This window comes from Halosolutus gelatinilyticus (genome assembly GCF_023028105.1).
GTDB classification, from domain to species: domain Archaea; phylum Halobacteriota; class Halobacteria; order Halobacteriales; family Natrialbaceae; genus Halosolutus; species Halosolutus gelatinilyticus.
On sequence record NZ_CP095491.1, the window covers coordinates 2,283,251 to 2,309,458 of the forward strand.

At 67.0% G+C, this 26,208-nt stretch carries 27 protein-coding genes; 12 read left to right on the forward strand and 15 right to left on the reverse strand.

Annotated elements, in window-relative coordinates:
- Positions 1–115: 115 nt before the first annotated feature.
- Positions 116–1,297: an MFS transporter gene (locus MUH00_RS11220; protein ID WP_246998536.1), complete on the forward strand. Its 1,182-nt coding sequence runs from the start codon at positions 116–118 to the stop codon at positions 1,295–1,297.
- A gap of 53 nt (positions 1,298–1,350) precedes the next feature.
- Here the strand turns inward: MUH00_RS11220 and MUH00_RS11225 are convergent, their stop codons facing one another.
- The 4 genes from MUH00_RS11225 to MUH00_RS11240 all read right to left on the reverse strand — a co-directional run bounded on the left by MUH00_RS11225 (position 1,351) and on the right by MUH00_RS11240 (position 4,934).
- Positions 1,351–2,391: a dipeptide epimerase gene (locus MUH00_RS11225; protein WP_246998538.1), complete on the reverse strand. Its 1,041-nt coding sequence runs from the start codon at positions 2,389–2,391 to the stop codon at positions 1,351–1,353.
- Positions 2,388–3,410, reverse strand: coding sequence for an N-acetyltransferase DgcN family protein (locus tag MUH00_RS11230; protein ID WP_246998540.1), 1,023 nt, complete (start codon positions 3,408–3,410; stop codon positions 2,388–2,390). Before MUH00_RS11230 ends, MUH00_RS11225 begins: the two co-directional genes overlap by 4 nt.
- Positions 3,411–3,606: 196 nt before the next feature.
- Complete coding sequence (locus tag MUH00_RS11235) at positions 3,607–4,518, reverse strand: Vms1/Ankzf1 family peptidyl-tRNA hydrolase (protein WP_246998542.1); 912 nt, start codon at positions 4,516–4,518, stop codon at positions 3,607–3,609.
- A 29-nt stretch (positions 4,519–4,547) separates the two neighbouring features.
- Positions 4,548–4,934 carry a DUF5802 family protein gene (locus tag MUH00_RS11240; protein WP_246998544.1) on the reverse strand — a complete coding sequence of 129 codons (387 nt, stop codon included), beginning with the start codon at positions 4,932–4,934 and terminating at the stop codon, positions 4,548–4,550.
- A gap of 260 nt (positions 4,935–5,194) precedes the next feature.
- On the opposite strand from MUH00_RS11240, the gene MUH00_RS11245 reads away from it, so the two are divergent.
- Both MUH00_RS11245 and MUH00_RS11250 read left to right on the forward strand, forming a co-directional pair.
- Complete coding sequence (locus tag MUH00_RS11245; RefSeq protein ID WP_246998546.1) at positions 5,195–6,010, forward strand: hypothetical protein; 816 nt, start codon at positions 5,195–5,197, stop codon at positions 6,008–6,010.
- Positions 6,011–6,094: 84 nt separating this feature from the next.
- Entirely contained in the window at positions 6,095–6,793 is a 699-nt protein-coding gene (locus tag MUH00_RS11250) for an ArsR family transcriptional regulator (protein WP_246998548.1), read from the forward strand.
- A 17-nt stretch (positions 6,794–6,810) separates the two neighbouring features.
- Here the strand turns inward: MUH00_RS11250 and MUH00_RS11255 are convergent, their stop codons facing one another.
- Positions 6,811–7,425, reverse strand: coding sequence for a DUF456 domain-containing protein (locus tag MUH00_RS11255; RefSeq protein WP_246998550.1), 615 nt, complete (start codon positions 7,423–7,425; stop codon positions 6,811–6,813).
- Positions 7,426–7,613: 188 nt separating this feature from the next.
- Between MUH00_RS11255 and MUH00_RS11260 the strand changes: the two genes are divergently transcribed.
- The 3 genes from MUH00_RS11260 to MUH00_RS11270 all read left to right on the forward strand — a co-directional run bounded on the left by MUH00_RS11260 (position 7,614) and on the right by MUH00_RS11270 (position 10,220).
- Positions 7,614–7,811: a hypothetical protein gene (locus MUH00_RS11260; RefSeq protein WP_246998552.1), complete on the forward strand. Its 198-nt coding sequence runs from the start codon at positions 7,614–7,616 to the stop codon at positions 7,809–7,811.
- A gap of 62 nt (positions 7,812–7,873) precedes the next feature.
- On the forward strand, positions 7,874–9,169 hold the full coding sequence (gatD, locus tag MUH00_RS11265; RefSeq protein ID WP_246998553.1) for a Glu-tRNA(Gln) amidotransferase subunit GatD: 1,296 nt from the start codon (positions 7,874–7,876) through the stop codon (positions 9,167–9,169).
- A gap of 7 nt (positions 9,170–9,176) precedes the next feature.
- Positions 9,177–10,220 carry a GNAT family N-acetyltransferase gene (locus tag MUH00_RS11270; protein WP_246998555.1) on the forward strand — a complete coding sequence of 348 codons (1,044 nt, stop codon included), beginning with the start codon at positions 9,177–9,179 and terminating at the stop codon, positions 10,218–10,220.
- Between the two features lie 72 nt (positions 10,221–10,292).
- Here the strand turns inward: MUH00_RS11270 and MUH00_RS11275 are convergent, their stop codons facing one another.
- The 3 genes from MUH00_RS11275 to MUH00_RS11285 form a co-directional block, all read right to left on the reverse strand.
- Entirely contained in the window at positions 10,293–10,577 is a 285-nt protein-coding gene (locus MUH00_RS11275) for a ubiquitin-like small modifier protein 1 (RefSeq protein WP_246998557.1), read from the reverse strand.
- Positions 10,578–10,707: 130 nt separating this feature from the next.
- The gene (locus tag MUH00_RS11280) at positions 10,708–11,862 is read right to left on the reverse strand and encodes a cation:proton antiporter regulatory subunit (protein WP_246998559.1); all 1,155 of its coding nucleotides are present in this window, start codon (positions 11,860–11,862) and stop codon (positions 10,708–10,710) included.
- A 58-nt stretch (positions 11,863–11,920) separates the two neighbouring features.
- The gene (locus MUH00_RS11285) at positions 11,921–13,177 is read right to left on the reverse strand and encodes a DUF8167 domain-containing protein (RefSeq protein ID WP_246998562.1); all 1,257 of its coding nucleotides are present in this window, start codon (positions 13,175–13,177) and stop codon (positions 11,921–11,923) included.
- A gap of 131 nt (positions 13,178–13,308) precedes the next feature.
- On the opposite strand from MUH00_RS11285, the gene MUH00_RS11290 reads away from it, so the two are divergent.
- On the forward strand, positions 13,309–13,536 hold the full coding sequence (locus MUH00_RS11290) for a DUF8015 family protein (RefSeq protein ID WP_246998564.1): 228 nt from the start codon (positions 13,309–13,311) through the stop codon (positions 13,534–13,536).
- Positions 13,537–13,668: 132 nt separating this feature from the next.
- The gene (locus MUH00_RS11295) at positions 13,669–14,850 is read left to right on the forward strand and encodes an inorganic phosphate transporter (RefSeq protein ID WP_246998566.1); all 1,182 of its coding nucleotides are present in this window, start codon (positions 13,669–13,671) and stop codon (positions 14,848–14,850) included.
- Positions 14,851–14,988: 138 nt separating this feature from the next.
- Here the strand turns inward: MUH00_RS11295 and MUH00_RS11300 are convergent, their stop codons facing one another.
- Both MUH00_RS11300 and MUH00_RS11305 read right to left on the reverse strand, forming a co-directional pair.
- A complete protein-coding gene (locus tag MUH00_RS11300; RefSeq protein WP_246998568.1) occupies positions 14,989–16,032 on the reverse strand; it encodes a DUF7972 family membrane protein in 1,044 nt (347 codons plus the stop codon).
- 69 nt (positions 16,033–16,101) lie between these two features.
- Positions 16,102–17,127, reverse strand: coding sequence for a DUF7972 family membrane protein (locus MUH00_RS11305; protein WP_246998570.1), 1,026 nt, complete (start codon positions 17,125–17,127; stop codon positions 16,102–16,104).
- A gap of 150 nt (positions 17,128–17,277) precedes the next feature.
- On the opposite strand from MUH00_RS11305, the gene MUH00_RS11310 reads away from it, so the two are divergent.
- Entirely contained in the window at positions 17,278–18,318 is a 1,041-nt protein-coding gene (locus tag MUH00_RS11310; protein WP_246998572.1) for a DUF7972 family membrane protein, read from the forward strand.
- A 19-nt stretch (positions 18,319–18,337) separates the two neighbouring features.
- Here the strand turns inward: MUH00_RS11310 and MUH00_RS11315 are convergent, their stop codons facing one another.
- Positions 18,338–19,387: a DUF7972 family membrane protein gene (locus tag MUH00_RS11315; protein ID WP_246998574.1), complete on the reverse strand. Its 1,050-nt coding sequence runs from the start codon at positions 19,385–19,387 to the stop codon at positions 18,338–18,340.
- A 196-nt stretch (positions 19,388–19,583) separates the two neighbouring features.
- Here MUH00_RS11315 and MUH00_RS11320 point away from each other — a divergent pair, with 196 nt between their 5' ends.
- Entirely contained in the window at positions 19,584–20,090 is a 507-nt protein-coding gene (locus MUH00_RS11320) for an FxLYD domain-containing protein (protein WP_246998576.1), read from the forward strand.
- A gap of 42 nt (positions 20,091–20,132) precedes the next feature.
- On the opposite strand, the gene MUH00_RS11325 is transcribed toward MUH00_RS11320, so the two are convergent.
- The 3 genes from MUH00_RS11325 to MUH00_RS11335 form a co-directional block, all read right to left on the reverse strand.
- Positions 20,133–20,915 carry a class I SAM-dependent methyltransferase gene (locus MUH00_RS11325; protein WP_246998578.1) on the reverse strand — a complete coding sequence of 261 codons (783 nt, stop codon included), beginning with the start codon at positions 20,913–20,915 and terminating at the stop codon, positions 20,133–20,135.
- Positions 20,916–20,967: 52 nt separating this feature from the next.
- Positions 20,968–21,327, reverse strand: coding sequence for a hypothetical protein (locus MUH00_RS11330; RefSeq protein WP_246998580.1), 360 nt, complete (start codon positions 21,325–21,327; stop codon positions 20,968–20,970).
- A gap of 117 nt (positions 21,328–21,444) precedes the next feature.
- Entirely contained in the window at positions 21,445–22,287 is an 843-nt protein-coding gene (locus MUH00_RS11335; RefSeq protein ID WP_246998582.1) for a PspA/IM30 family protein, read from the reverse strand.
- 207 nt (positions 22,288–22,494) lie between these two features.
- On the opposite strand from MUH00_RS11335, the gene MUH00_RS11340 reads away from it, so the two are divergent.
- Positions 22,495–23,109 (forward strand): alpha/beta hydrolase, encoded by a 615-nt coding sequence (locus MUH00_RS11340; RefSeq protein WP_246998584.1) that lies wholly within the window; start codon positions 22,495–22,497, stop codon positions 23,107–23,109.
- A gap of 159 nt (positions 23,110–23,268) precedes the next feature.
- On the forward strand, positions 23,269–24,162 hold the full coding sequence (locus MUH00_RS11345) for an FRG domain-containing protein (protein ID WP_246998586.1): 894 nt from the start codon (positions 23,269–23,271) through the stop codon (positions 24,160–24,162).
- 85 nt (positions 24,163–24,247) lie between these two features.
- On the opposite strand, the gene MUH00_RS11350 is transcribed toward MUH00_RS11345, so the two are convergent.
- On the reverse strand, positions 24,248–26,110 hold the full coding sequence (locus MUH00_RS11350) for an ATP-binding protein (RefSeq protein ID WP_246998588.1): 1,863 nt from the start codon (positions 26,108–26,110) through the stop codon (positions 24,248–24,250).
- Positions 26,111–26,208 lie beyond the last annotated feature (98 nt).

A 26,208-nucleotide genomic window follows, 5' to 3' on the forward strand; every position in this document is an offset into this window, starting at 1 on the left:
TCCCCGCCAGCAACCCGTCGACTCGCGCGGACGGCGGGAACCTCACGCAACCGGATACTGTCGCCCTGTTCGACAGGTATATTCCGGCGACGGGGGAAGCCCCTCGCAGAACCGGATGGAACGGACGGCGTGGCGGTACCGGGAAACGGTGCTCGCACTCTGCACTCTGGCCTTCTTCGTGACGATGGTCGGTCGGCTGGCGGTGAGTCCGGTCGTCCCGAACATCATCGACGCGTTCGGCGTCTCGAAAACGCTCGTCGGGATGGCGATGACGGGAATGTGGCTGTCGTACGCGATCAGCCAGTACCCCAGCGGGATGTTGGCCGATCGGTACGGCGAGCGCCGCGTCATCCTCGCGTCGATCGGCGGAACGGGCGCCACGAGCCTCCTGCTCGTCTTCGCGCCCCACTTCGCCGTCTTCTTCCTCGGCGCGATCCTCGTCGGCGCGGCGGCCGGCCTGCACTACAGCGTCGCGACGTCGTTGCTGGCGCGGATCTACGACGACCTCGGCACCGCGGTCGGCGTCCACAACGCCGGCGCGCCGATCGCGGGGCTCCTGACGCCGATCGTCGTCGCCTGGGTCGCGGCCAGGTACGGCTGGCGGCGCGCCGTCAGGATCATCGCCGTCGTCGCCGTGCCGGCGTTCGTCCTGTTCGCGTGGAAGGTCCGCTCAACGGAGCCGCGACGGCCCGACGAGCGCATGCGCGATCGCGTCGATCCGGGGCCGATGAAGGAGTTGCTAACCCGGCCGGCGATCGTCTACACCGGCCTGATCGCTATCGTGAACGACTTCACCTGGCAGGGGCTGGCGACGTTCCTGCCGACGTTCCTCGTCGACTTCCGGGGCTACTCCGCGTCGACCGCCGCCGCGATCTTCGCCGCCTACTTCGTCGCGCAGGGGTTCCTTCAGGTCGGCGTCGGTTCGATCGCCGATCGGATCGGCCGCGACGCCGCGATCGGGCTGTGTACGGTGACCGGGATCGTCGGCATCTCGCTGTTCGTCGTCGGCCCCGGGTTCGGCTCGATCGCCCTCGCGACGGGATTGCTCGCGCTGAGCATGGGCTGGGCTGCCGCCGTCGTGCCGCGGTTCATGGACCACCTCTCCGAGGACGAGCGCAGCGTCGGCTTCGGCCTCATCCGAACGGTGTACATGATCGTCGCGTCGGCGGGGTCGGTCGTCGTCGGCCTCCTGGCGGACCGCTTCGGCTGGCCCGTCTCCTTCGGCTTCCTCGTCGCCTTGCTCGTCTTCGTCGGGGTGCTCCTCGCGGCGAACCGGGCGACCGGATCGCGGTACTGACCCTCCGGCGCGATCGAAGCGGACGGATCGAACGGTCCGGAACCGAAAAAACGCTATTCGAGCACCGCGTCGGTTCCCGGCCGATCGAGCCCCGCCAGATCGATCTCGCCGGCCGGCATCGGAACGCCGTCGTAGGGATCGTCGGCCAGCAGGAGCGAGCCGTCGAGGTCGGCGTAGTCGAGCAGCGGCGCGAGGTGACAGGCCGCCGCGATCGAGGCGTTCGACTCGGTCATACAGCCCAGCATGACCTCGAGTCCGTGGGCGCGGGCCGCATGGATCATCCGTACCGCCTCCCGCAGGCCGCCGCACTTCATGAGTTTCAGGTTCGCGATGTCGCAGCGATCGGCGATCCGCGGAATGTCCGGGAGCGCGATGCAGGACTCGTCCGCGGCGATCGGCAGCGCCGATCGCTCGTAGACGTAGCGTAGCCCCTCCGGATCCTCGGCGGGGACGGGCTGTTCGACGAACTCGAGGTCGTACTCGGCCAGCGCCTCGATCCGCGCGACGGCCTCCCTGGGGCTCCAGGCCTCGTTGGCGTCGACGAACAGGCGGGCGTCCGGCGCGGCCGACCGGATCGTCTCCACGATCTCGATATCGCGATCGGTGCCGAGTTTGACCTTCAGCGTACCGAAGCCGCGCTCGACCGCCGTCTCGGTCTTCTCGCGCATCGTCGCCGTGTCGTCGAGGCCGATCGTGTACGACGTCTCGAGCGTTTCCTCCGGATCGAGCCCCCAGTAGCGGTACAGCGGGAGGTCGAGGCGCGTCGCGACGAGGTCGTGGAGCGCGATGCTGACCGCACAGCGGGCCGCCGGATTTCGGCGAACGGTCTCGCGCATGCGTCGTTCGATCCGCTCGAGCTGGTGTGGGTCGCCGACCTCCTCGACGACCGCGAGCAGGTCGGGCAGGACGGCCGTTACGGTGTCGACGGTCTCGCCGTAGTGAGCGGAGGGCGCGGCACCGCCGACGCCGACCGTCCCGTCGTCGTCCGCGATCCGAACCGTCACCACCTCGGCTTCGGTCTGCGTCCCGCGGGCGATCGTGAACGGGTACTCGAGCGGCAGCGATCGGCGCTCGAAGCCGGTGTCGAGGCTCATTCGAACAGCGCCTCGAGCACCGCGTCGGTGCCGAAGCGGACGACATCAGTCGCGGGCGTGCCGAGCGTCTCTGCGTAGTCGTCGAGCGCCCGACGGGCCGCCTCGTCGCCGTCGAGGTCGGCGGTGTTCAGCGCGCCGGCGACGACCGCCGCCTCGCTGACCGGCGCCGAGAGGTCCTCGTGGAGGTCGACGTAGGTCTCGATCGGCGGGAGCGGGAACGACTCATAGCCGTGGATGGCCTCCTGGCCGGCCCGGTGACACAGTACGAGTTTGTCCGGCATGGATCCGTGGAGGAGGCCGCAGGTGACCGCCGAGTACGCGGGGTGGACGATGCTGCCCTGCCCCTCGACGACGAGGAAGTCGTGCTCGTCGCCCTTCGCTACGATCATCTCCTCGACCGCGCCGGCCGTGAAGTCGGAGACGACCCGATCGATCGGGTTGCCCCAGCCTTCGATCATGATGCCCGTCTGGCCCGTCGGAATCGCGGCTGCGTCGTACCCCGCCTCGCGGGCATCGCGGACGAGCTGCATCGTCGTCGTCATCTTGCCGGCCGAGCAGTCGGTGCCCACCGTGAGGATCACCTCGGCGTCGACTTCCCCGGCAATCCCCTCGCCGACCGTCAGGTCGTCGCGGGGCTTTCGGACGTCCCACAGCTCGCAGCCGTACTCGTCAGCGAGGCTCGCGAACTCCTCGTCCTCCGAGAGGAAGTAGTGAAGGCCGGAGATAACGTCGCAGCCGCGCTCCAGCGCCGTTCGGACGTCACCGCGCCAGCTGTCGTCGAACTCGCCACCGATCGGCGAGATGCCGATCAGCAGGGCGTCGACGTCGTCGCCCTCGAGATCGGCCATCCCCTCGACGATCGGGGCGTCCTGGACGTCGGGGACGAACTCCGAGACGCGGCGTCCGGGGTTGTCGCGATCGAGCACGGCGACGGCCTCGTAGTCGGCGTAGCGGAGCACCCCGAGGGCCGTCTTGGCCCGATCCGGGAACTTCTCGTGGGCGAGAATTGCAACACGCATACCGGCGGATTGGAGAAGGGGGAACTTAACCCTAGATATCGCGCCCGGCGCGGTTCTCGCAACCGCGTGACGCGACGCGTCCGGACGGCGATCGGCCGGCGGAATCGGTTGCAACTGGCGAGGAGGCCCGCGGTCGCGACGATCGCCGGTTCCGCGACCGACGGGCGCGAACCACGGTCGGCGCACCGCGTCGCCCTCAGATCACGCGCAACTCCGTCGTCCAGAACGATCGGCGGGCGTCCTCGAGCGCCGACTCGGGATCGCCCGTCGCGTCGACCGCGTCGATCGCGACCGGGTTGAGGTCGGCCTCCGCGACGAGCGCGTCGACGACCCCGCGCTGGCCGACGAGGAAGAGCCGATCGGCGGAGCGGTCCGCCAGCGCCTCCGCGCAGCGATCGAGGTGGGCGTCGATCTGCTCGTCGCGGATCCGCTCGAACCGAGCCTGCGAGAAGCCGCCTTTCGAGTGGTTCCCCTTGACGTCGCTCTCGAAGCCGCGGTAGTCGATCCGGTCGCCGTCCTCGTAGCTGCCGAGCGCGAACAGGTCGGTTCGGACGAGCGCGAGCGCGTACCGGCCGGTCGGCAGGAACCACTCGCGATCAACGGCGAAGCGATCGTCCCACGCCGGCTCGCGATCGGGGAGGATGGGCGGATCGAGCGTCGCCGACACGAGCCCGGCGTCGTCGGCGTAACAGAGGCAGGAGCCGGCGTCCTCGACGAGCGCGATCCGATCGCCGAGCACCTCGCCGAGGTCGTCACGGACGGCATCCGGAATCTCGTCCCCGATCGGGGCCGTCAACGCGCCTTCGGGTCCCGTTCGGACGGACGCCAGCCGATCGAGCACGTCCGCGAGTCGGTCGCCGCGAAGCGCCTCGCGGCGGCGAACGGTCGGCCCTGACTCCGCGTCGTCGACGCGATCGAGTTCGCCCTCGAGCTGGGCGATGCGATCCTCCAGTCGATTCACCCGCTCTTCGGCCTTCTGTCTCGCCGTGGCGGCCTCGGCCCGGCGCTCGGACTCGGCCTCGTACCGGCTTTGCAACCGTTCGTTCTCCGATTCGAGTTCGTCGATCCGCTCTTTGAGCGTTGTGCGGCCGAGCAACTCGTCGAGCATTCGGGCGAAAGCGCGAAGCGAGACTACTTCTAGGTTCCGGCGCCGGGGAAGTCGTCGCCGAGGTCGGGATTCGACGCCTGCCAACCGACGAACTCGAGCAGCTGCTCGGCCTGTTCTCGGCGAGCGAGCAGCACCTCTCGAAGCGACGGCGGATTTCGAATCTCCGTGCCGTCGAGAACGGGTTCGGGCAGCGCCAGCGTGTTGGCCGGGACGGCGTCGTCGCCGTGGACCGGAAAGTGCTGCGATTCGAGCTTCATCACCAGCGGGTTGTCGAGCCGTTCCAGCCCGTCGCCCGTAGCGTACACTTCCTCGTTGAGCCGTTCGTGTTGCTCGCGCTGCATGAGCGCCCGATCGGCGTCGACCGGGGTCACGTAAAGTCGTCCGAGATAGTAGCTCCGTGAGAAGACCTCGAACATGCCACTGTCTAGCAGGGGCCGGGAGAATATAATTATTTGCAGACACATTTAAATCGGCGCGCAATCAGCGTCGTCGCGGCCGCCGGATCGATCGAATTTCGATCCGATGCGGGCGGGTGCCGAGAATCGTGAACGGTTCAAAACGACGGCGGTTGCGCCCCCGTGAACGCTCCAAACGGTTTACAGGCCGGAACTGCGCCGATTGAACAGTTCGAACGAATGTCTGTCTTTTTAGTATGGACGAGTACAGTACACAAGTAATGAGTACGATGCGTGCGGGTGTCCTCCTCGTGATCGCCGTCGTCGGCCTCACGATCGCCCCGCTCGCGAGCGGCGCCGCCGTGAGTGCATTCGGCACCGAGGAGGATTCGGGGGAGGCGGAATCGAACGCGACTGTCGCGACGTTCATGTACGTGAGCGCAGCCGACGCCGAGAACACGATCGAATCGGAACTGTTCGCGGTAAAGTACGAAAACGCCGACAACGAGAGCCGACAGGCCCTCGTACAGGAGCGAACCGAGGACCTGGAGGCGGAACTCGCGACGCTCGAAGCGGAGCGCGAGGACCTCCGAGGGCAGAAAGACGACCTCTCCAACGGTCGGTATCGGTCGCGGATGACGAAGCTGACCGTCGGCATCGCCGCCCTCGAACGATCGATCGATCGGACGAAGCCGCGCGCCGAAGAGACCGGCGTCGGTCGCGCTCGCCTCGTTACGCTCGAGAAGAACGTCTCGGAGCTGTCCGGACCGGATATCGCGGCCGTGGCCAACGGTATCCCCGGATTCGACCGAACGCCGGGGCGGGGGCCGCCCGCCGATCGCGACCTCGGTCCGCCGTCAAATGAGGACGCGGACCAGTCGATCGACGTGGAACGCGGCTCGAACGCGAAGGGGGATAACGGACCCCCGGCCGTTCCCGGGAACGGAACCGGAAACGCCGGAACCGTCGGCGGCGAGGCCGGAAACGGAACCGGAAACGCGACCGGAAACGGGACCGGGAACGACGGTTCACCCGGCGGAGCGACCGATCCAGGGATCGACGGTGACGAGGGCGACTCGACGACCGAAACCGTATAGCGGCTCTCGCGTCCGGGATCGGACGCACCGCACCGATATCGGAAGCAGACACGCTTTTCAGCACCGACCACTTACGATCGCCTGATGGACTCCGCTGCGTTGCTCGATTTGCTCGGGAACGAGAATCGGAGGCGTATCCTCCGATTACTCGCCCGGAAACCCTGTTACGTTACGGAAATCTCCGACTACCTCGGCGTGAGTCCCAAGGCGGTCATCGAACACCTGCAGAAACTCGAGGAGGCGGGATTGATCGAAAGTCGGGTCGACGACCAGCGGCGCAAGTACTTTCACATCGCTCGTAACGTTCGACTCGAAGTGAACGTCTCCCCCTACGGCTACGCGAGCAAGAGCGCCTATCCGTCGAACAGCGGTTTCGACATCACCGCCTGTCGGCACATCTCGCTCGACGTCTCGCTCGACGAAACGGACGAACTCGACGGGTTGCTCGGCGTCCTCGACGACTTAGAGCAGCTAGAAAACGAACTCTCGCTCGCCCAGCGATGGGTCCAGGGACGGCTCTGCAACGTCCTCGATCGGATCTCCGAGACGGTCGGCACCGGCCCGGAGAGTCGGATCTACGCCGACCTGCTCGCGAGCGTCCGATCGGAGCCCAAATCCGTCGGCGAACTCAGCGAGGATCTCGGAGCGCCCCGCGAGGTCGTCACCGAGTTGCTCGAGGTGATGGCGGACAATGGCGTCGTTCGCCGGACCGAGCGCGGGTGGGAACTGACCATGAGCCAGTCCCGCGATCGGGAACGCGAGCAGGAAACCGGACAGCAGTAACAATTTCTCGCGGACGGTCACTCGACGTCGCGAGCGAGCCCGTTGCGCAGGTCGCGACCGAAGTAGTAGCCGCCGACACAGGAGAGCAGGCCGATCGCCGCGCCGACGGCGATGACGGTCCGACCCGAGCCGGCGAGCATGAACATCGCGTAGTTGGCCAGCGCCGACGCCACGCCGATCGACCCCCCGGCGACCGTCACCTCGAGGTAGCGCCGCCTCGACGAGACGAGACCGGCGAGGAAGGCGACGGCGAACATGCCGACGATGCGACCCACGCCCCCGATCGGCACGGTCATCCCGCCGACGACGAGCCCGGCGCCGAGCGCGAGCACCAGCGCCAGAAACGCCTTCGGTGAGAAGTACCGCCCGGGCGAAAGGCCGGGAGCGAGCCGCGACAACCGCGACGAACTCGCGTCAGGAGCGGCGTCGGCGCCGGAAGCGACCGCGTCCGCGCCGGTTCCAGGCGTGACGGTTGCGGCGTCGGGCTCCGCGCTTGCGGAGCGGTCCGGCGCGGGATCGGGGTCCCCTGACGAGCCGTCGTCCGCGTTCGATCCGGAGAGGAGCCGCTCCGTCTCTTCTAGGAGGTCGTCGGTCGACCGGGGTTCGGTCACCTCCTCCGAACGATCGCTCATGTCTCTCGAAACGGGGGGTAGTGTCAAGGACCTTTCCCTCCGATCGCCGTGGCCCGTATGCCCCGATCGCACGGCGGGCACGCGATCGGCGCCGTGATTCTCCTCGTCGTCGGCGTCGGCCGAGTGCGAAGTCCGCTGCGCGAAGGATGGGACCGCCTTTTTTACGATCTGGCTGGTATTCGTAGGCAGTGAGTACCCAGTTGGTCGTATTCGGCGTGGTCGCGATCCTCCTCGGGGTTGGGCTGTTATCCGCCGGGCGGCGCGTCTATCCGCGACTCGACGTGACGGAGGACTCCCTGGAGTCGATCCGCTACCTGACCGCGCTCATCGCCGCCGTCCTCCTGTTGACCGGCCTTGGCCTGGTTCTCGTTGGGTTGTTCGGGTAGATCGTCACCCTCGATCGCGGTGAAAGCGTGCCTTCAAGTCGACCGCTGCGCAACGGCCACCCATGAACCCTGGCGATCGCGTCCGCGTCGACCGCGCGGATCGCACGTACGAAGGCGTGTTGCTCCCCTCCAGCACGGACGATCACCTCGTGGTGAAACTGGAGGGCGGCTACAACGTCGGCGTCGATCGGGACGAGGCCGACGTCGCGGTGCTCGAGGAAGACGTCTACGAGATCGACGGCGCCGGCGCGGAGGAGAGCGCCTCGACCGTCGAGTTCGACGACGACCTGCCGACGATCTCGCTCATCTCGACCGGCGGGACGATCGCCTCGACGGTCGACTACCGGACCGGGGCGGTGACGGCGCAGTTCGACGCCGAGGACGTCCTGCGCGCGGTGCCGGACCTGGCGGGTCGCGCGAACTACCGCGGGCGGGTCGTCGCCAACATCCTGTCGGAGAACATGGAACCGCCGATCTGGCGGGATCTCGCGCAAGCGGTGTACGAGGAGATCGAGGCCGGCGCCGACGGCGTCGTCGTCATGCACGGCACCGACACGATGCAGTACTCGGCGTCCGCGCTCTCGTTCATGCTCGACACCCCCGTCCCGATCGTCTTCACGGGGTCGCAGCGGTCGGCCGATCGGCCCTCCTCGGACAACGTGATGAACGCCGTCTGCGCGGTCGAGGCCGCCAAGAGCGACTGCGCGGAGGTGCTGGTCTGCATGCACGCCTCCCAGTCCGACGACGCCTGCGCGCTCCACCGCGGCACCCGGGTGCGCAAGAACCACACCTCCCGACGGGACGCGTTCGAGACGGTCGGCGCGAAGCCGCTGGGCGAGATCGACTACGAGGCGTGCGAGGCCCCGCGGGCCTCGAATAGTCGAGCGGCGACGAGCCGCGACACCGAGGCGATCGAGTTCCGCCGGGAGTACCGGGAGCGCGGTGCCGTCGAACTGGCGGTCGAACCCGAGCTCGAGGACGACGTCGAACTCCTCAAGTTCACGCCCGGGATGGACCCCGCCTTCCTCGACGTCGTGGAGGGGAGCGCGGGTCTGGTCCTCGAGGGAACCGGGCTCGGACACGTCCACACCGACCTCATCCCCCGAGTCGAGGAGTTGATCGAGGACGGGACGACGGTCGTCATGACGAGCCAGTGTCTCGAGGGCCGGGTCTGCGATCGGGTCTACGACACGGGCCGCGACCTCCTCGACGCGGGCGTGATCGAGGCCGGCGACACCCTCCCGGGAACGGCGAAGGTGAAGCTGATGTGGGCACTCGCCAACGCCGAGAACGTCGCGGAAGCGATGGGGACCTCGCTGGCCGGCGAACTGCAGGCGCGGTCGGTCCCCTGGGAGTGATCGAGCCATGAGCGGCGGAGACAGCGGCGGCAGTGGCGACGAGCGGATCGCGGTTCGCCGCGCGACCCACGACGATTACGACGCCGTCGCCGCGATGGTGAGCGATCTCTGGGCCGATCGGGGCGGCGACTACATCCCCCGGGTCTACCACGAGTGGCTCGAGGACGAGGGCGACGAGACGAAGAAGACGTTCGTCGCCGAGGTGGACGGCGCCGTCGCCGGAATCGTCCAGGGCGTCCTCCTCTCGGACGACGAGGTCTGGTTTCAGGGGATGCGCGTCGCGCCCCAACATCGCCGGCTGGGCGTCAGCCGGCGACTGAACGAGGCCTGCTTCGCGTGGGCCCGCGATCGGGGCGCAACCGTCGGCCGGATCATGGTGTTCTCGTGGAACACCGCCGGCCTCGGCGCCGCCCGCGGCGGCGGGTACGAACCGGTGACGGAGTTCCGGTGGGCGCACCCGGAGCCGAACGCGGACGCCGATGCGGATGCCGGTCCGGGATCGGTGGTCGACGGCGGCGACTCCGACGCGTACGCGGTCGCGAACGCTCCCGCCGCCGCGTGGCGGTACTGGACCCACAGCGAGGCCCGCGCCCACCTCGACGGCCTCGGCCTCGCCCCCGAAGAGACGTGGGCCGTCCGGGAACTGACGCGGGCCGACTTCGATCGCTTCGCTGACGAGACGGCCGTGTTCGCCGTCGAGGGCGACAGCGGCCTCGTCGGTGCAGCGTGTCGGACCCGAACGTACGAGCGATCGGCGGACGACGGCGGCGAGGGCGAGAGCGAGGGCCGCGAGCACAGCGACGGGGAGTCTACGGCCACAGAGACGTGGGCTGAGTACGGCGTCGGCGCGTGGGAAGACGTCGGCGCCGCGCGGGCGCTGTTCGCCGCGATCGCCCGAGACGCGGCGGTCCTCGGCGCCGATCGGACCCGCGTGCTGATCCCCGAGACGGTCGGGATCGTCAGCGACGCCTCTTACGCCGGAGCGGCGGTCTCCGAGGAGCCCGATTTCGTGCTCGGAATCGATCTCGCGGCGAGCGCGAACGCCCCGTAGCGCCGACCGGGCGGCCGATGATGGTAACGGCGCTCGACGACGGTCGGCTCCTGATCGGCGTTTCGAATCCCGCTATCCGCCGCTGACCGGCGGGAACAGCGCCAGTTCGTCGCCCTCGTCGAGTTCCGTCTCGAGGCCCTCCTCCTCGACGAGGACGTTCGTCCCGTTGCGGAGGACGTTGATCTGCGATCGGAGCTCGCCCTCGCCGTCGAGCACGCGCGTCTCAAGCTCGGGCGCGTCGGCGAGCAGGGCGTTCAGGGCGTCCCCGACGGTGTCGCCGGCGTCGGCGTCGACGGTGACGCGCTTGTCCCCCGCGCGCTCGGCCAGATCGGCGAACAGCTTCCACTCGGTGGGCATACGTGGCGGTATCGGTGCCGGAGCCAAGTAGCTACCGCCTCCCACCGGCCGGCGATCGTCCCGAGGGGGTCGGGTCCGCGGCGTTCCGACCGTCGATCGTCGGCGGTTCGGTCTCGCCCCTCTCGTCGGGTCACCGGTCGGGAGCGGTCACGCGCCGGAGCGCCTCCGGCCTGCCGAGCGCGTAGGCGACGTCCCCGGCCTCGAGCGCCGCCTCGGACGGCGGCAGGGCGATCGGACTCCCGTCGCGGTCGATCGCGAGCACCAGAACGGGCAGCGAACCGACGGAAACGCCGACGAGCGGGCCGTCGGGGTCGATCGCGAGCGTCGTCACCGTTTCGTCGGCGGCTCGGAGCAGGGAGACGAGTTCGCGCTCGGCGCCCGGATTCTTGGGCAGCGTCACCAGCCGGTGCTCGGACTCGGATTCGAGCGCCGGCGCGTCATCGGCGTCGACGGCGACGGTGACGACGTCGTCGGCGTTCCCGCGGAGTTCGCCGCTGGCGACGCGTTTGAGGGGGACTTCGTCCTCGTCCCCGTCACGGCGCCAGATCCGGACGGCGTCGCCCGGACTCGCGTCGGCCGCCGGATCGCCGCGAAGCGCGACGGCGACCGTGCCGGGCGCCAGCGTGGGACCGATCCCCGCCAACCGGCTGCCGACCGCGAGGTACTCGATCGCGCGGTTCTCGCCGAATTCGACGTCGACGTGCCCGATTCCGTAGTCGCGCTTGAGGCGATCGACCAGCCGATCGCGTACGGCCTCGTCGGCGAGCCGTCGCGGGAGGAGGAGCGTCTCGCCCGCGAGTTCGGCTTTCGTCTCCGGATCGACCGGATCGTACCCCTCGATGTCCTCGATCTCCTCGGGGAGATCGACGGTGACGACCCGGCCCGCCGATCGGACGAGTTGCGTCACGTCGTCGATCGTCCTCGGGGCGGCGACCGCGAACACGTCCGTCGCGAGGTGATCGCCGAGGCGCCGGCCGGCGTCAGCGGCGACGGCGCTCGCGACGAACGTGGCGACCGTGTAGACCGCCGTTTCGGGATCGGTCAACTCCGAGTTTCCGATGAGCGCGTCCTGGAGCGCGCTCTTGGTGTTCAGCCAGATCGCGACCATCGAGATGCCCAGAAGGATCCCGACGCCGTCCGGCAGTTCGTCGGCGCTGTACCAGCGGAAAACGACCGCCGCGATCGCCGCCGTGCCGGCCGATAGCGCGCAGAACCCGAGAATGCGGACGAGCGCGTCGAGGAGTGTCTCGCCGCCGACCGTCTGCGCGACGATCGGCTCGATCACGCGCGCTCACCCCCGGCCGGGCGGTCGAGGCGGAATCCGGGCCGGCCGGCGATCAGCGTCATCCGGCGATCGCCTCCGCGAACTCGTCCGCGGTCCGCTCCGGCCCAGCGACGAAGACCTCGTCGTCGGGCGCGAGCGGGCGCTCGATTCCGGGGCCGAACACCCAGCCGTGTCGACGACCGCCGGTTTCGCTCCCCTGCCGTCGAACCGCGAGCACGGTCACGTCGGCGGATGGGATCGTCGTCTCGATCCCGTCGGCCGATCCCACGGTGACGCGACGAACGACGCAGCCGGTTCGTTTGACCAGGGCAAACGCTTCGAACTCGCGATTCGTCCCCCTCGATTTCACCACGAGGTGGGGCGTCGTCGCTTCCAGCAGCGGTTTGACCTCTCGACGGGCGACGGCGAGGGTGACGCGGCCGATCCCGCCGGCGCTTGAGCCGCTCGATCCGGCGACCGGGTTCGTCTTCGGATCGTCCTCGCCGCCGTCGGTGGCGGCCGTCCCCGTCGGGTCGATCGTTTCGGCGAGGGCGTCGTCGCGCTCTTCGTCCAATTCGGTTCGAACGCTGACGACCGTTCCCTCGATCGACCCCGAGTCGGTCCGGACGGTCACCTCGTCGCCGCGGGCCAGCCCCGTCGGCACCAGCGTCGCGATCGAGACCGCGCGTCGGCCGGCGGCGATCCGCCTCGAGAGGCCGCCCGACGGCGGCGCGGCGGCGATCGTCGCCCGCGCCCGTTCGTCGATCGAGACCTCGACGTCCGCGAGGTCGTGGTCCGTGCGAAGTCGTTCCTCGAGGCGCACCTCGAGTTCGGAGAGCGGAAGGTCGGCCGGAAGCCTCCACGAGCCGGTCCTGAGCGCCGTCCGAAGGTCCGGAGAGAGCGGCGGATACCCCTCCATGTCGCGGATCTCGCCGGTCGGGCGGACCGTCACCTGCCCGACGCTGCCGACGAGTTCGACCACGTCGGCGGAGAGCGTCCGCTGGCGAAGGGAGGTCAGCGAGAGCCGTCGCGGAAGTTCGGCGCCGAGTTTGTCGCCCTGATTGTGCGCATAGAGCGCGAGCATCAGGACGACTAGTACCGCGACCAGCAACCGCGGCGACTGGGCAATGCTCGGTTCGACGAGGCCGAGCAATCCGCCCTGGACGCTGGCGATCGATAGCGCGAGAACGACCACGCCGAACCCGGGCAGCGTGACGCCGGTGAAGTAGCGGACGAGAAAGCCGAGCGAGCCGGCGACCAGCGCCGGCACGATTCCGGTCAGCAGTCCGAGATAGAGACCGAGCAATATCTCGACGGGAAGCGCCGGAAGTTCCATTATCGGAGAGTGGAACGGGATTGTTAAACCAGTACCGCCGCCTCAGCGGCCGATCGTCCTCCCCGACGGTCGGCCGAGTACCGGCAGTAGCGCCGCCGAAAGCTATGCGCGCTCGGCCCGTAGTCTCGCGCATGCGGATCTCCATCCAGTACTACGATCTGGTGTTGCTCGGCATCCTGTTCAGTCTGGTCCTCGGTGCCGTCCTCGGCTACGTCACGTCGTTCTCGACGGCGCTCACCGTACCCGTCGTCTCCGTTCTCGGGATCGCGCTCATCTATCACGCGATCTTCCGTGGCGGCCCGGTGAATACGGCCGAAGACCTCGCCGAAGAGGTTCAGGAGATCGAACTGCTCGAATGACGGAACGCCGACAATTCGAACGCCGAGGACGACCAGAGCGGACGAGACCGCTCGGAGAGAGGTACGAAACGCAGACAGCCATCCGTCTCTGAACAAAGAATTATCACTCGATCTGTCTACTAGTGTGTCAGCATGGTCTCTGCGATCCTTGTTCTCGGCGTTCTCGTGGCGATCTTCGTCGGCGTCAACATCGGCGGCTCGTCGACGGGAATCGCGTGGGGGCCGGCGGTCGGCGCGGGCGCGATCGGCAAGACGGCGGCCGCCGTCCTGATGACGGTGTTCGTCTTTCTCGGCGGCTGGACGGTCGGTCGTAACGTCATCGCGACAATGGGAGAGGATATCGTCCCGCCCGAGATCTTCACGCTACCGGTCGCGGTCGTCGTCCTGTTTTTCATCGGTCTGGGGATGCTCGTCGCGAACGTCTTCGGCGTCCCCGTCCCGACCTCAATGACCGCCGTCGGCGCGATCGCCGGTCTCGGCGTCGCGACCGACTCGCTAGACTGGGTGACGATGGGGCGGATCGTCTCCTGGTGGGTCGTCACGCCGATCATCGCGTTCTGGATCGGTGGCGTCGTCGGCCGCTACGTCTACCCCCACCTCGATCGCTATTTCCGAATCGAGCAGTCCGAGGGACCGCTGCTCGTGTTCGATCGCTCGGGCGCGATCCCGAGGCCGGCGCGGGGACCCGGCACGACGCGTCAGGAGTTTCTCACGACGATCCTGATCGTCGTCATCGCGTGTTACATGGCCTACGGCGCCGGCGCGAGCAACGTCGCGAACGCGGTCGCGCCGCTGGTCGGCAGCGGGGCGCTGGCGATCGGCGGCTACGAGGGGGCCGACGTCGGTATCGTCGTCGGCGCGGTGGCGATCAGCATCGGCGGCTTCACGATCGCCCGGCGGACGATGGAGGCCGTCGGGAACGACCTCACCGAACTGCCGCTGCTCGCTGCGCTGATCGTCGCCGTCACCGCGGCGTCGATCACCACCTTCCTCTCCGCCATCGGCATCCCGATCAGCCTCGTGATGGCGACGGTGATGACGATCGTCGGCCTCGGCTGGGGCCGTGCGAGCCGAACCGCGAGTATCATCGGGCTGGCCCGCGGCGAGGAGGAACTCGAACTGTCGATGAACGTCCTCACCGAAGAGCCGTCGGAGGAGGTGCCGAAGATCGGCGAGGAGGAGCCGGAAGACGTGCTGGACGCCAACGACCTCGTCCGCCCGGACGCGGTCGCCCGGTTCGTCGCGTTCTGGATCATCGGTCCATCCGCCTCCGCTGGCCTCTCGTTCGCGTTTTTCTTCCTCGTGCCCGTCTGATCCGCCGCCGTAGGGGCGGTGGCGACCGGCGACGACCGATCCCGCGGACGCGATCTCGCGATCGACCGAGCGTCACGCCTCCCGCTCGATCCCGTCGCTACCCTCGATCGATCTCTGTTACTCTCACCGATCTCTTCGTTACTCCCACTCGATCTCCTCCCCGCGACTCGACTCCCGAAGGATGAACGGCCCGATCGCCAGCGTCCGCTTCGCTATGGTCGCGATCCGCAGGATGAACGCGACGAGCAGGAGGAACGGCGTGACGGCGATCGTCGACGTCGCGACGACGATCCAGACGATCGCGTCGATACCCAGCACCGTCCCCGTGACGGCGGTGGCGTCGAAAAAGAGGAGCATCGACATCGTGACCACGAGCGCGGGCACCGCGACGTACATCATCGCCCGCGAGAGGTTGATCAGCTCCCACTGGAAGTACAGCGTCTTGAAGTGTTCGCGGGCGAGGCCGAACAGCTTCAGCGATTCGAGGAGGTCGTCGTAGGCTTCGCGGGCCTCGTCCGTGAAGGCATCGGCGTGGGCGTTCTCGATCCGATGGGCGCGGAAGATCTTCCAAGAGTAGTTGTAGTCCAGTGCGGATTTGACGACGTCGTAGGTGCCGAACTGCGCGTCGTCTAAGTCCTCGCGGATCGAGTCGGCGTGGGTCGTGAGGTTGTCGACGAAGTCGTCGACGCGGTCCCGGAGTTCGGCGTCCTGACTGTCCGAGACGGCCGCGCGAAAGTCGGCGGCTCGCTCCGCGGAGGCGGCCACGATCGCCTGCGCGAACGACGCGGGTTCGGGCGGGCTAATCGGCGCGTCGATCGATCGCTCGACGTCCTCGCGAAACTCGAGGGCGCCGTCGAGGCGCTTGCGCTGGTCTTCGACGGCGCCCAACTCCTGGCTCAGGACGAGGGAGTTGATCGTCACGACGAGCGTGACGCCGGTGATCAAGGCCGTGACGAGCGCCTGGAACAGGGTTTCGACGGGGTCCGTCTGCCCCATCAACCCCCGCAGCGAGACCGGACTGATGGCGCTGACGACGAGTAGGCCGACGAAGACGAACAGCATGAAGACGAGGGTGACGACCCAGCGGTTCGCGTTGAGCAGGAGCCACAGCTTCCAGGCCGGGTCCGTGCTGCGCTCGGCCATCGTGTCGCCGGGCTGGGAGCCGTCGCCGTTGGCGCTCATTGATAGGATCCGAGGATACCACGGTCCGTTTGAAATATGTACGGTCGGATCGCACCGCGGAAAACGGCCTCATCCGAGATCCTCGTCACGCTCGGACTCCCGGAGAATGAACGGTCCCATCGCCAGCGTTCGCTTCGCGACGGTCGCGATCCGGAGGATGTAGACGATGAAGATGACGAACGGCGAGATGCCGACGACGAAGCCCGCGCTGGTGAGCCATACCAGGTTGTCTACCCCCAGCGTCGTCCCGGGAAGCGTCGACTGGTTCACGTACATGAGCATGATCCCGATCACCGTCAGCGCGGGCACCGCGATGTACAGCAGCGCCCGCGAGAGGTTGATCAGCTCCCACTGGAAGTACAGCGTCTTGAAGTGCTCGCGGGCCGGCCCGAAGAGCTGTAACGTGGTGATAACGTGATCGATTTTCTCGTCCGCCTCGTCCGACAGCGCGTCGCCGTGGTCGGCGCGAATCTTGCGGGCGTCGTAGATCTTCCGCGAGTAGTTGAAGTTGAGCGCGTTCCAGATCACCTCGAACGTGCCGAACTGAGCGTCTTCGAGGTCGTCCTTGACGCTCCGGGCGTTGCCGACAGCGTCGTCGACGTAATCGTCGATTTTCGTCCGCAACTCCTCGTCGCGTTCGTCTTTCATGACGTCTTCGAGTTCCCTCGCCCGTTCCTCGACGCCGTCGACGAGTTCGTACAGGAACGCCGCGGGTTCGGGCGGGCTCGCGTCCTCCTCGATCGTATCCTCAACGTCCTGGCGGAACTCCATCGCCTCGCTCATGCGCTCGCGTTGCTGGCCGACCGCGCCGAGTTCCTGGCTCAGCACCAACTGATTGATCGTGACGACGATCGACGTCCCGGTGATGATCGCGCCGATGAACGCCGAGAAGATCCAGAAGGTGCCGTTGTGGTTCGCGATGACGGCTCGTAGGGGAGCGAGCCCCGCCTGACTGAGGGCGACGAGGACGACGAACACGGTCGCCAGGATCGCGCCGGTGAGCACCCAGCGGTTCAGTTGGAGAAGAACGTACAACCGCGGTCCGCCCAGCCTGTCCTCGCCGCTCCCGTTCGTCTCGGAATCCGAACTCCCCATGTAGCGTGGCAGACGAACGATACCGACGGGTAAAAGACATCGGCCGGGAGTCGACGGCTCAGTACGCCCGAATTCGTCCGGTGAATCCGGATTGGTAACGTGCAAACGACGGCAACACTTGTACGATCGGCGCTGGTGTGTTCCGTCTGTATGAGCGAGTCCGGTCGGGGCGACGAGACGGCGAACACGATGCAAGACCGCGTTCGCGGCGGCAAACCGGTCGTGTGGTTTCTGGTCGGCGGCAACCGCGCGGTCGTCGCGGCGATCCTGCTCGCGGTTGCCTACGTCGTGCTCGTTCTGCTCGGCAGCTTCGGCCCCGGATCGATCGGGAAGCTGTTCGGCCCCGATCCGATCTTCGCGCTCTTCACCCCCCTCATCATCGGGATCGTGATGGGCGTCAGCCTCGTGCTGACGTTCAACCAACTCGTGCTCTCTCGGGAACTCGGCCCGCTCGGCGAGCAGCGGGAGAACATGGCCGACTCGATGCAGTTCCGCGAGGACGTCGAGGACGCGATCGATCGGGAGATGAGCCCGCCCGAGCCGTCGATCTTTCTCCGGGGGCTCGTCGAGGCGACCGGCGAGAAGGGGCGGGAACTGCTCGCGAGTCTCGAGGCGGAGACCGACGAAGACGCTCGCGACGACGTCGCCGACTACGCCGAGAGCGTCGTCTCCGACGCCGATCGCGTCGCCGAGGACCTGAAGGGCGAACAGTTCGGCCGCTTCGACGTCGTCCAGGCGGCCCTCGAGTACAACTACTCCTGGAAGATCTACACCGGGCGCCGCGTCCGGACCCGCCACGCCGACGTCTTGTCGGACGAGACGCGCGAGACGCTCGACGACCTGATCGAGATCCTTGGGTTCTTCGGGCCGGCCCGCGAGCACTTCAAGACGCTGTACTTCCGGTGGGAGATCATCAACATCTCGCGAGCGCTCATCTACATCTCTCTGCCCGCGCTGGCGGTCGCCGCGTACATGATCCTCATCTTCGAAACGGGCGATGTCGCCGGGTCGATCGCCGGTATCGACACCGGATTGCTTGCCGTCGGCGCCGGCTTCGCCGTCGGCATCACGCCGTTCGCGATCTTCCTCTCGTACATCCTTCGGATCGTCACCGTCGCGAAGTGGACGCTGGCGATCGGCCCGTTCATCCTTCGAGAGACCGATCGGGGCTCGGACATCGAGTGGGAGTAGCGCCAGCGGCGGCGAGCCCCTAGCGCTGCTCGCCGTAGGTCACGTCGAACGGCCCTTCGTCGGGATCCTTCTGGGGGATCATCGGCCCGATCGAAGCCGTTCGTCGAGTGACGGTCGCGGTCCGGAGGATGTAGGACGCGAGGAGCGTAAGCGGGAGGAGTACGACGACGGTGAGCGCGCTGACGACGTAGGGGAGGACGGTGGCGCTGACGCTCGGCCCGGTGAACTCGGCGTACAGCAGCCCGATGACGATCGCGGACAGGATCGACGGCACGCCGAAGTAGATCGTCAACTGTGAGAACCGGGTGAGCTCCCGCTGCAGGTACGTGGTTTTGAACTGCTCGCGGGCCACGTTGAACAGCTTCAGCGAATCGGTCAGCTCGTCGAGTCGGTCGATCGCGACCGGCGACAGCGAGTCGGCGTACTCGCCGCGGAGGTGCGTAGCGGCGTACAGGTGCCAGGCTTCGTCGTAGTTGATCGCCGCCGAGACGGCCGTGAACGACCCGTATTCCGCCCGCTCGAGCATTTCGGCGACGCGCTCGGTTCGCCGCCGTACGTCGTTCGTGTATCGGGTGATCTCTTCGCGAACGTCTCGATCGTGATCCGCGACGGCGGCGTCGAGCTTCTCGGCGTCGTCTCGAATCGATTCGACGATCAACTCGAGCGCTCGCGTGGGCGTGGCCGGGGTCGCGGAAACGGCCGCATTGTCCGCTATATCGCGACGAAACTCCATGACGCCGTCGAGTCGGTCGCGGGCTTTCCCGGCCGCGCTGAACTCCTGGGAGAGGATGAGTTGATTGACCGAGACGACCAGCGTAACCAGGGAGAACGTCCCCGCGATCATGCCGCTGGCCACCCGCGTCACGGAGTTCGGATTCGCAAACGAGATGATCCCGACCTCGTGGAGCAAGACCAGGAGGACGAAGACGGCGACCGAGAGGAGGGCCGCGACCCTCGTGCGGCTTCCTTCGACGACGAACCACTCGCGAGCCCCCGCCAGCCCCCCCGATCGCGATCCGATATCGGGTCCGAAGGACTCGAGCGTCTCGTCGGTCTCGGACGGCCCCATGGCGATACGTTCCACGGACCCGCCAATAAGCGCCGGCGTTGCACACTCGCTTCACGTTGGCGGTACGGACGCCGGCGACGTAGCACCGTTTCGGCGCGCGCAATCGCCGTCTTCAGGGCCTACACTGAAATGCGTCCGCGGTGTCGGTCCGGTACATGCAGCGTGACGGAACCCACTCGCGACGGCCGACCCGACGATGACTCGACCGGAGCGGACGAGCCGCCGGCGGGTGCTCGCGTCGGTCGGAGCGGGCATCGCGGCGGTCGCCGGCTGTCTCGACGACGGCGGGTTCGGCGGCGAACCGACCTACGAGGACGGCTCCGTCGGCGAGGTAAACGCCAGCAACGCCACCAACCGATCGGAGACCGAGATGGCCGCTGCGGAGGCGGTCGCCCAGCGGGAGCCGAACACGTCCGTGACGCCGCTCGACCCCCTCTCGCTGGTCGACCACCGCTTCGTCGTCGAGGACGGCTATCTCGGTTCGACGGTCCAGGGAACCGTCGAGAACACGGGGAGCGATCGGATCGAGATCGTCGAAGTCCGCGTCCGCGTCTACGACGAGACCGGCTCCCAACTCGGTCGGTACCTCGCCAGTACCGGCGATCTCGACGGCGGATCGTCGTGGGCGTTTCAGGTCGTCGTTCTCAAACCGCCGGGGGACATCGCCGACTACGACATCGCGGTACTCGGAACGCCGACGTGACGGACGGGGTCGCGAACCGCGTGGCGTCGACGCCCGGGCGACTCAGCGCATCGCCCGGTAGCAGATCGATCGAGGCGGCCGACGGAACAACTCCGAGGGAACGTCCGGGTCGCGTTCCTCCCAGACGTCTCGAAGGTCCGGTTCGACGAGTTCCTCGAGAGCGAATCCCGCGTCCAGGAGCGGTTGCAGTAACTCGGACACAGAACGGCGGTAGTAGGCGCCGGGATTCGAACTTTCCGGCCCGTTCCAGTAGATTTCGAACTGCTCTGTGTCGTGGTAGGTCGGCCGTTCCGGATCGGGATCGACGACTGGGTCCAGTTCCATCCCGTCGATCGCGCTCGTCTCGGGGTAGTCCCTGTCCCATACGACGAGGAAATCGTGCACCGGGTTGTGCGTTGAGACCACCAGCGAACCGCCGGATTCGAGAGTGCGGGCGAACTCGGTGATCGGCCCCTCGAGATCCGGGAGGTGCGAGAAGACGTGCTGGCTGAGGACGAGGTCGAACCGATCGTCGGAGAACGGAATGATGTCATCGAGGTCGACCCGTTGAAACTCGGCGCTGTCGCCGTGCTCTCGTCGAGCCACCTCGATCATCTCCCGACTCGCGTCGATCCCGACGACATCGGCGCCCCGCTCTGCGAGCCAGTTCGAGTACGTGCCGTTACCACACCCCGCGTCGAGAACGCGTTTGCCACCCACTTCCGGCAGCAGCGACCGGGTCGTCGGCCACAGGAGTTCGGCTTTCCACGGCGCTTGGGTGAACGTCTCCCACGCGTCGGCGATCGCGTCGTAGTGGTTCTCGACTGACGGCTCGCTTTCTTTCATGGGGGATCAGTCGCGACCAGAACGCTGTAAATATAGTCCGTTCCAGGACGGGCTACGGAGTGTCGATCGCGTCCGTGAGTTCGTCGTCGATCGCTTCGAGGATCGCGTCCGGACTGTGCGGGAGCGTGTAAGCCGGTCGTCCTTTCCCCGTCGGTGACTTCTCGGCGGGATCGACCTCGTCGATCATCCCCTCGGCCTCGAGCCGGTACAGCGATCGAATGACGTCGGCCTCGCTGAGCGAGCCGACGATCATCTCGACGTCGGTCAGTTGCTCCGTGCACAGCCGCCGGAGTTCGTGCGTCTGGGCCGGCGTGTCGTCGTCCCGATCGAGCGCGGCGACCCCGAGCAAGACAGTCTGTTCGGTCGGCGAGAGCGACTCAATTCGCTCGTCGACCGTCTGGTCTGCGCCCATACTATCATGTTCGATTTCGAGGGACGTATTGGTTGCTGCTGCAACGGCAACGCTGCCCGGGTGCATGGACGGATCTCTCGGCTCGACGTCGCGCACGAAAAGCGGATTCGATTCGACCTACTGTCCTTCTTCTTCCTGCAGCTCCGCGAGTTCGTCTTCGATCTCTTCGTCGTCGACCTCGGCTTCGAGGTCTTCGATCTCCGATTTGTCGACGTCCTCGGCGTCGACGTCCTCGGCGTCGGCGGGTTCGGTCTGGGTCTCGTCGGCGCCCATTTCGGACTTGAGCGTCTCGAGTTCGGCCTCGACGCCGCTGTCGGTCGAGAGGTCCTCGAGTTCGCGATCGATCTGGTCCTTGTCCGAGAGGACGTCGTCGAACGCGCCGGACTGGTGGAGTTCGTCCATGGCGGCCGCCCGCGCTTCCATGTCGTCGGTCTGCTCCTCGGCGCGCTCGATGGCGCGGCCGACGTCCTCGAACTCCTCGCCCGTGGCCGTGATCGCCTCGTTGACCTGGGAACTCGCTTCGGCCGCCTCGTAGCGGGCCTTCATCGTTTCCTTCTTGGTGCGGAACTCCTCGATTCGCGACTGGAGTTCGTTCTTCTGCTCGATCAGTTGATCCTGCTGGCTCTGGAGGTCCGAAATCTGGCGCTCGAGATCCTCGATCTGGTTCATCTTCGTCTTCTTCTTCTCCAAGGCGCGCCGCGCCAGATCCTCTCGGTCCTGCTGGACCGCCGTCCGAGCCTGCTGGTTGTGTTTCTCGACGTTCTCCTCGAGGCGCTTTTTCTGCATCTCCAGGCGCTTTTTCTGCGTGGTGAGATCCGCGATCCCGCGTTTGACGTCCTGAAGCTGGTCGCGCATCTGCTCGTAGGAGTAATCGAGCGTCTCCGTCGGATCTTCCGCCCGATTGAGCACCGAGTTGATCTTCGACCGGATGACATACGAGGTCCGAGAGAGGATGCCCATACTCGTACGTCTCGCTCGTCACCCTTAAAAACATCACATTAACGACAGTCATAGCCGGAATGAACGCTGTTCGGCGAGGTTTTTCGGAGTTCGATTTTCGTGACTGTCGAACCGGCGCGGATCCGCGATCGCATCGTCCCCGGCGGTCCGCGCCGGTAGCGAACGGGTTTCGGTGGCTACTATACCGATACTCGCGAACGGTCGACCATGACCGACGTCCTCGTTCCGGGCGGTCGCGACGTTCGCGGGACCCTCGACGGCCCGGCCGACGCCGAGACGATCGTCGTCGCCTGCCCGCCCCACCCCCAACAACGCGGCACGCGCTCCGACCGACGACTGACCGCAGTGAGCGACGCGCTCGCCGATCGCGGGCTCGCCTGCCTCCGGTTCGATTACGGCCCGTGGGACGAGGGCCACGGCGAGCGCGCGGACGCTCGCAACGCCGTTCGCTGGGCCCAGGACGAGGGGTACGATCGCGTCGGTCTCTTCGGCTTCAGTTTCGGCGCCGGCGAAGCCTTATTCGCGGCGGCCGATCTCGAGGGGGCGATCGCGGCGGTGTCCGTCCTCGCGCCGCCGGCGCGCCTCGGCGACGACGACGACCTCGACGTCCGCGAGGCCCTCGCCGCCCTCGAGTGCCCGGTGCAGGTGTGTTACGGTGAGCGGGACACGACGGTCGACTGGGAGCCGATCGTCGAGCGCGCGCGGGAGCGCGGCGACGACGTCGTGGCGCTGCCGGGCGATCACTTCTTCGTCGGCCAGCACGGTCGGATCGCGGAGACGATCGGAGATTTCCTCGGGCGGACGCTGGCCCCTTCGGCGTAGCGATCCGATGCACCCGTTTCGTCCGACAACCATCACGGCGGATAATTCACCGCGACTCGTCCGAATCGTTATTCCTCGCCCCGGCGTAGGTCCGCCGATGGCTCACGGGACGCGTCGACCGCTTCGAGCGACCGCGATTCGATCGTCTTTGATCCGCCGATGACCGCCGACGACCCGCCGATCGTCAGGGCCGAGACGTGGGCGGATCTCCAGCAGCTGGTCACCGCGGAGATGTGGATGCCCGATCTCTCCCGACACCGATCGCCCTACGTCTTCCGCGGCGTTCCCCACGTCGATCACAGCCTCGAGACGTCGATCAACCGGTTCGTCGGCGAGTCGGGGGACTGGAAACTCGAGTCGCTGCTGCTGCGGAACTTCCTCCAGTACGCGCTGAACGAGATCGAGGAACCCGACTCCGTCTGGCACCTCCTCTCGATCGCCGAACACTACGGGCTCCCCACCCGGTTGCTCGACTGGTCGTTCTCGCCGCTGGTCGCGACGTACTTCGCGGTTCGAAGCGGCGACACTGACCACGACGGGGCGGTCTGGGCGGTCGATTACCGAAAGCTTCACGATCAGCTTCCCGATCGGTACGAGCGGGTGCTCGGGACGACGGGAACGCACATGCTCGACGTCCACCTCCTCTCGACCGTGACCCGGGAAGCGGACCGTCGCCGAACCGCCACGAGGGAGGCTCCGGCCGGCAATCCGGACGACGTCACCCGACTGAACGAGTTCTGGCGCGAGTGGTGGGGCGTCGACGACGACGAGGAACCAGACGACCAGTTCGTGATGTTCTTCCGGCCGCCGGCGATCGACGACCGCATCGCCAACCAGTCCGCCGTCTTCTCCTTCCAGTCGGACCCTCGAGTGCCGCTCGATCGGTGGCTCGAGGACCGACCGGACTGCTACCGGAAGATCGTCATCCCGGGCGATCGCAAACTGGAATTTCGCGACAAACTCGACCAGATGGGCGTCAACCACCGGACGCTGTTCCCCGGTCTCGAGGGACTGACGACCTGGCTCAAGCAGTACTACGAGCCTCGGGAGTGAGGCGGAGCAACGACCTGGTGCCGGCAGCCGATTTACGGCCGATGGAATACGAGCGTTACGACAGTTCCATCGCCAGTCGACGATCTCAGTCCCGCCCGTGTCGCGTCAAGCACTTCGACAGCCCGATCAGCTCCACCGGTTCGGAGTTGTCGGGCGAGTAGACGACCATCTGGCCCTTCTCCATGTACGGAACTTTGGACTCGAGGTTCGAGGGGATGTTGACGCTCTTGATCGCGTCCTCGTCGCCCAGGTTGAGGACGATCGTGGTGTTGATCTGCTTGAAGACCGCGTCGTCGATGTCCTGGGGGTCCTGCGTGATGAGGAACAGGCCCAGTCGCTCCTTCCGACCCTGCTTCGCCGCCTCGGTGAACTTGCGGATGACCTTACCTGCTTGCACCGAATCCGCGTCGGTCAGGAAGTTGTGCGCCTCGTCCATCCCCAGGATCAACGGCGTCTCCTTGATCCGATCGTAGGTCGGATCGTTTGAGAGTTTCTGATCTATCAGCAGCGACGAGAGCGCGAGGACGACGGCCTCGGTCGCCCGGGTATCGTTGATGTGGTAGGTGGGGACGACCGAGAGGCCGCCGGGGCGGACGAACTCGTGGACGAGGTCGGTGATCGGCCGGGCGTCCTGGTCGAAGACGTGGCCGAAGCCGAGCACCCGCCGGCGGACGGCGTCGAACGTCGCCTCGTGGACCCGGCCGGACTCGTCGAGTTCCTCCCGCAGCGCGGGGTCGTCGAGGAACGTCGTGAACTCCTCGTAGGTTCCCTCGGGGCCGTACTGATCGCGGAACCGCGGCAGGAGCACGCTGACGAGCGCGCCGTACTGGTTGTCGTTCAGGCCGCTGCCCGCGACCAGCCACGGGTTCTCGTGGACCATCGAGAACGGGATGGTGAACTCGACCTGCTCCGCGCGGTGGTGACCCGCCGCGTACGAGGCCGATCCCACCTTGGGAACGAACGCGATCGTGTCGTCGTGACCGCCGTAGGCGATCCCCTCGCGATCGAGTCGCCGCGCGAAATCGTCGTCCAGATCGGGATTGTCGTCGTGCATCTGGGCGTACTCGTCCTGGGGGTCGAACTGGACCACCGCGGGTTTGACCGATCGGCCGTCCGCCATCGGATAGGTTCGATCGTCCGCGAGGTACTGGCGCAGGACGTTCTTGGCGCCGTGGGTCTTCCCCGATCCCGTGCCGCCGGCGATCAGCGTGTGTCGGAACGCGAGCGGATCGCCCGACTCGTAGTCGTCTTTCAGCCGGTAGTCGATCGTCGGCGGCGAGGCCGCCGTCCGCACCTTCTCGCCGCCGACCGAGAGGTGGCCGACGAAGACGCCGTCGTCGGGCATCTTCAGCCCCGTTTTGATCTCCTCGGTGTCGCTCGCCTGCTGGATAACAGTCTGTGGCTTGGGGACCCGATCGGTCATCCGCCGCTTGAGTTCCCCGTCGTCATTGTAGAGGACGGCTTTCGGTTCTAAGCTAGCGATGAACTTGTAGTCGGCCTCGTCGACGCCGTCAGTTCGCATCGCCCGCCGGGCATGGATCTCGGTGGCATCGTCGGCGTGGTACTGCTGGGCGTACTCCAGCCCCGTGATCCGACAGAACAGTCGTTCGTCGCGGGACGCCGGTCCTTCGTCAGGATACGGAGCGATCAGGTAGCTCCCGATGCGGATCGACGATCGATTCCCGCGGGTGACGTACGCGCGAAGCGTCGTGTCCTCGCCGTCCTCGGCGACCCGAAGCCCCTGCGAGACGCAGATGGTGCCGATGCCGACGTCCTCTCCGCGGGGTTCGACGGGTGTCGGTTCGAAGTCGTCGCCGGTGCTCGTCGCGTCCGTCGACGACGTCGAGGCCGGAACCGACGACGTCCCGGAACTGCCGTCGTCGGCAGCGTCATCCGCCGAACCTTCGGTTTCCGCGGAAAACTCGCCGAAGTCGCCCAGATCGGTCATATCACAGTCATCCCGCCCATTCCTCAAACACGTTTCCCTCCGAACGAAGCGAGTGTCACTCGTCGACCGAACTCACGCGAGGGAGAACAACAGCGTAA

Excerpts from the sequence above, each read along its gene's own strand:
- MUH00_RS11220 (WP_246998536.1), top strand. The coding sequence starts at position 116 with ATGGAACGGACGGCGTGGCGGTACCGGGAAACGGTGCTCGCACTCTGC.
- MUH00_RS11225 (WP_246998538.1), bottom strand. The coding sequence starts at position 2,391 with ATGAGCCTCGACACCGGCTTCGAGCGCCGATCGCTGCCGCTCGAGTAC.
- MUH00_RS11230 (WP_246998540.1), bottom strand. The coding sequence starts at position 3,410 with ATGCGTGTTGCAATTCTCGCCCACGAGAAGTTCCCGGATCGGGCCAAG.
- MUH00_RS11235 (WP_246998542.1), bottom strand. The coding sequence starts at position 4,518 with ATGCTCGACGAGTTGCTCGGCCGCACAACGCTCAAAGAGCGGATCGAC.
- MUH00_RS11240 (WP_246998544.1), bottom strand. The coding sequence starts at position 4,934 with ATGTTCGAGGTCTTCTCACGGAGCTACTATCTCGGACGACTTTACGTG.
- MUH00_RS11245 (WP_246998546.1), top strand. The coding sequence starts at position 5,195 with ATGAGTACGATGCGTGCGGGTGTCCTCCTCGTGATCGCCGTCGTCGGC.
- MUH00_RS11250 (WP_246998548.1), top strand. The coding sequence starts at position 6,095 with ATGGACTCCGCTGCGTTGCTCGATTTGCTCGGGAACGAGAATCGGAGG.
- MUH00_RS11255 (WP_246998550.1), bottom strand. The coding sequence starts at position 7,425 with ATGAGCGATCGTTCGGAGGAGGTGACCGAACCCCGGTCGACCGACGAC.
- gatD (WP_246998553.1), top strand. The coding sequence starts at position 7,874 with ATGAACCCTGGCGATCGCGTCCGCGTCGACCGCGCGGATCGCACGTAC.
- MUH00_RS11270 (WP_246998555.1), top strand. The coding sequence starts at position 9,177 with ATGAGCGGCGGAGACAGCGGCGGCAGTGGCGACGAGCGGATCGCGGTT.
- MUH00_RS11275 (WP_246998557.1), bottom strand. The coding sequence starts at position 10,577 with ATGCCCACCGAGTGGAAGCTGTTCGCCGATCTGGCCGAGCGCGCGGGG.
- MUH00_RS11285 (WP_246998562.1), bottom strand. The coding sequence starts at position 13,177 with ATGGAACTTCCGGCGCTTCCCGTCGAGATATTGCTCGGTCTCTATCTC.
- MUH00_RS11290 (WP_246998564.1), top strand. The coding sequence starts at position 13,309 with ATGCGGATCTCCATCCAGTACTACGATCTGGTGTTGCTCGGCATCCTG.
- MUH00_RS11295 (WP_246998566.1), top strand. The coding sequence starts at position 13,669 with ATGGTCTCTGCGATCCTTGTTCTCGGCGTTCTCGTGGCGATCTTCGTC.
- MUH00_RS11300 (WP_246998568.1), bottom strand. The coding sequence starts at position 16,032 with ATGAGCGCCAACGGCGACGGCTCCCAGCCCGGCGACACGATGGCCGAG.
- MUH00_RS11305 (WP_246998570.1), bottom strand. The coding sequence starts at position 17,127 with ATGGGGAGTTCGGATTCCGAGACGAACGGGAGCGGCGAGGACAGGCTG.
- MUH00_RS11310 (WP_246998572.1), top strand. The coding sequence starts at position 17,278 with ATGAGCGAGTCCGGTCGGGGCGACGAGACGGCGAACACGATGCAAGAC.
- MUH00_RS11315 (WP_246998574.1), bottom strand. The coding sequence starts at position 19,387 with ATGGGGCCGTCCGAGACCGACGAGACGCTCGAGTCCTTCGGACCCGAT.
- MUH00_RS11320 (WP_246998576.1), top strand. The coding sequence starts at position 19,584 with ATGACTCGACCGGAGCGGACGAGCCGCCGGCGGGTGCTCGCGTCGGTC.
- MUH00_RS11325 (WP_246998578.1), bottom strand. The coding sequence starts at position 20,915 with ATGAAAGAAAGCGAGCCGTCAGTCGAGAACCACTACGACGCGATCGCC.
- MUH00_RS11330 (WP_246998580.1), bottom strand. The coding sequence starts at position 21,327 with ATGGGCGCAGACCAGACGGTCGACGAGCGAATTGAGTCGCTCTCGCCG.
- MUH00_RS11335 (WP_246998582.1), bottom strand. The coding sequence starts at position 22,287 with ATGGGCATCCTCTCTCGGACCTCGTATGTCATCCGGTCGAAGATCAAC.
- MUH00_RS11340 (WP_246998584.1), top strand. The coding sequence starts at position 22,495 with ATGACCGACGTCCTCGTTCCGGGCGGTCGCGACGTTCGCGGGACCCTC.
- MUH00_RS11345 (WP_246998586.1), top strand. The coding sequence starts at position 23,269 with ATGACCGCCGACGACCCGCCGATCGTCAGGGCCGAGACGTGGGCGGAT.
- MUH00_RS11350 (WP_246998588.1), bottom strand. The coding sequence starts at position 26,110 with ATGACCGATCTGGGCGACTTCGGCGAGTTTTCCGCGGAAACCGAAGGT.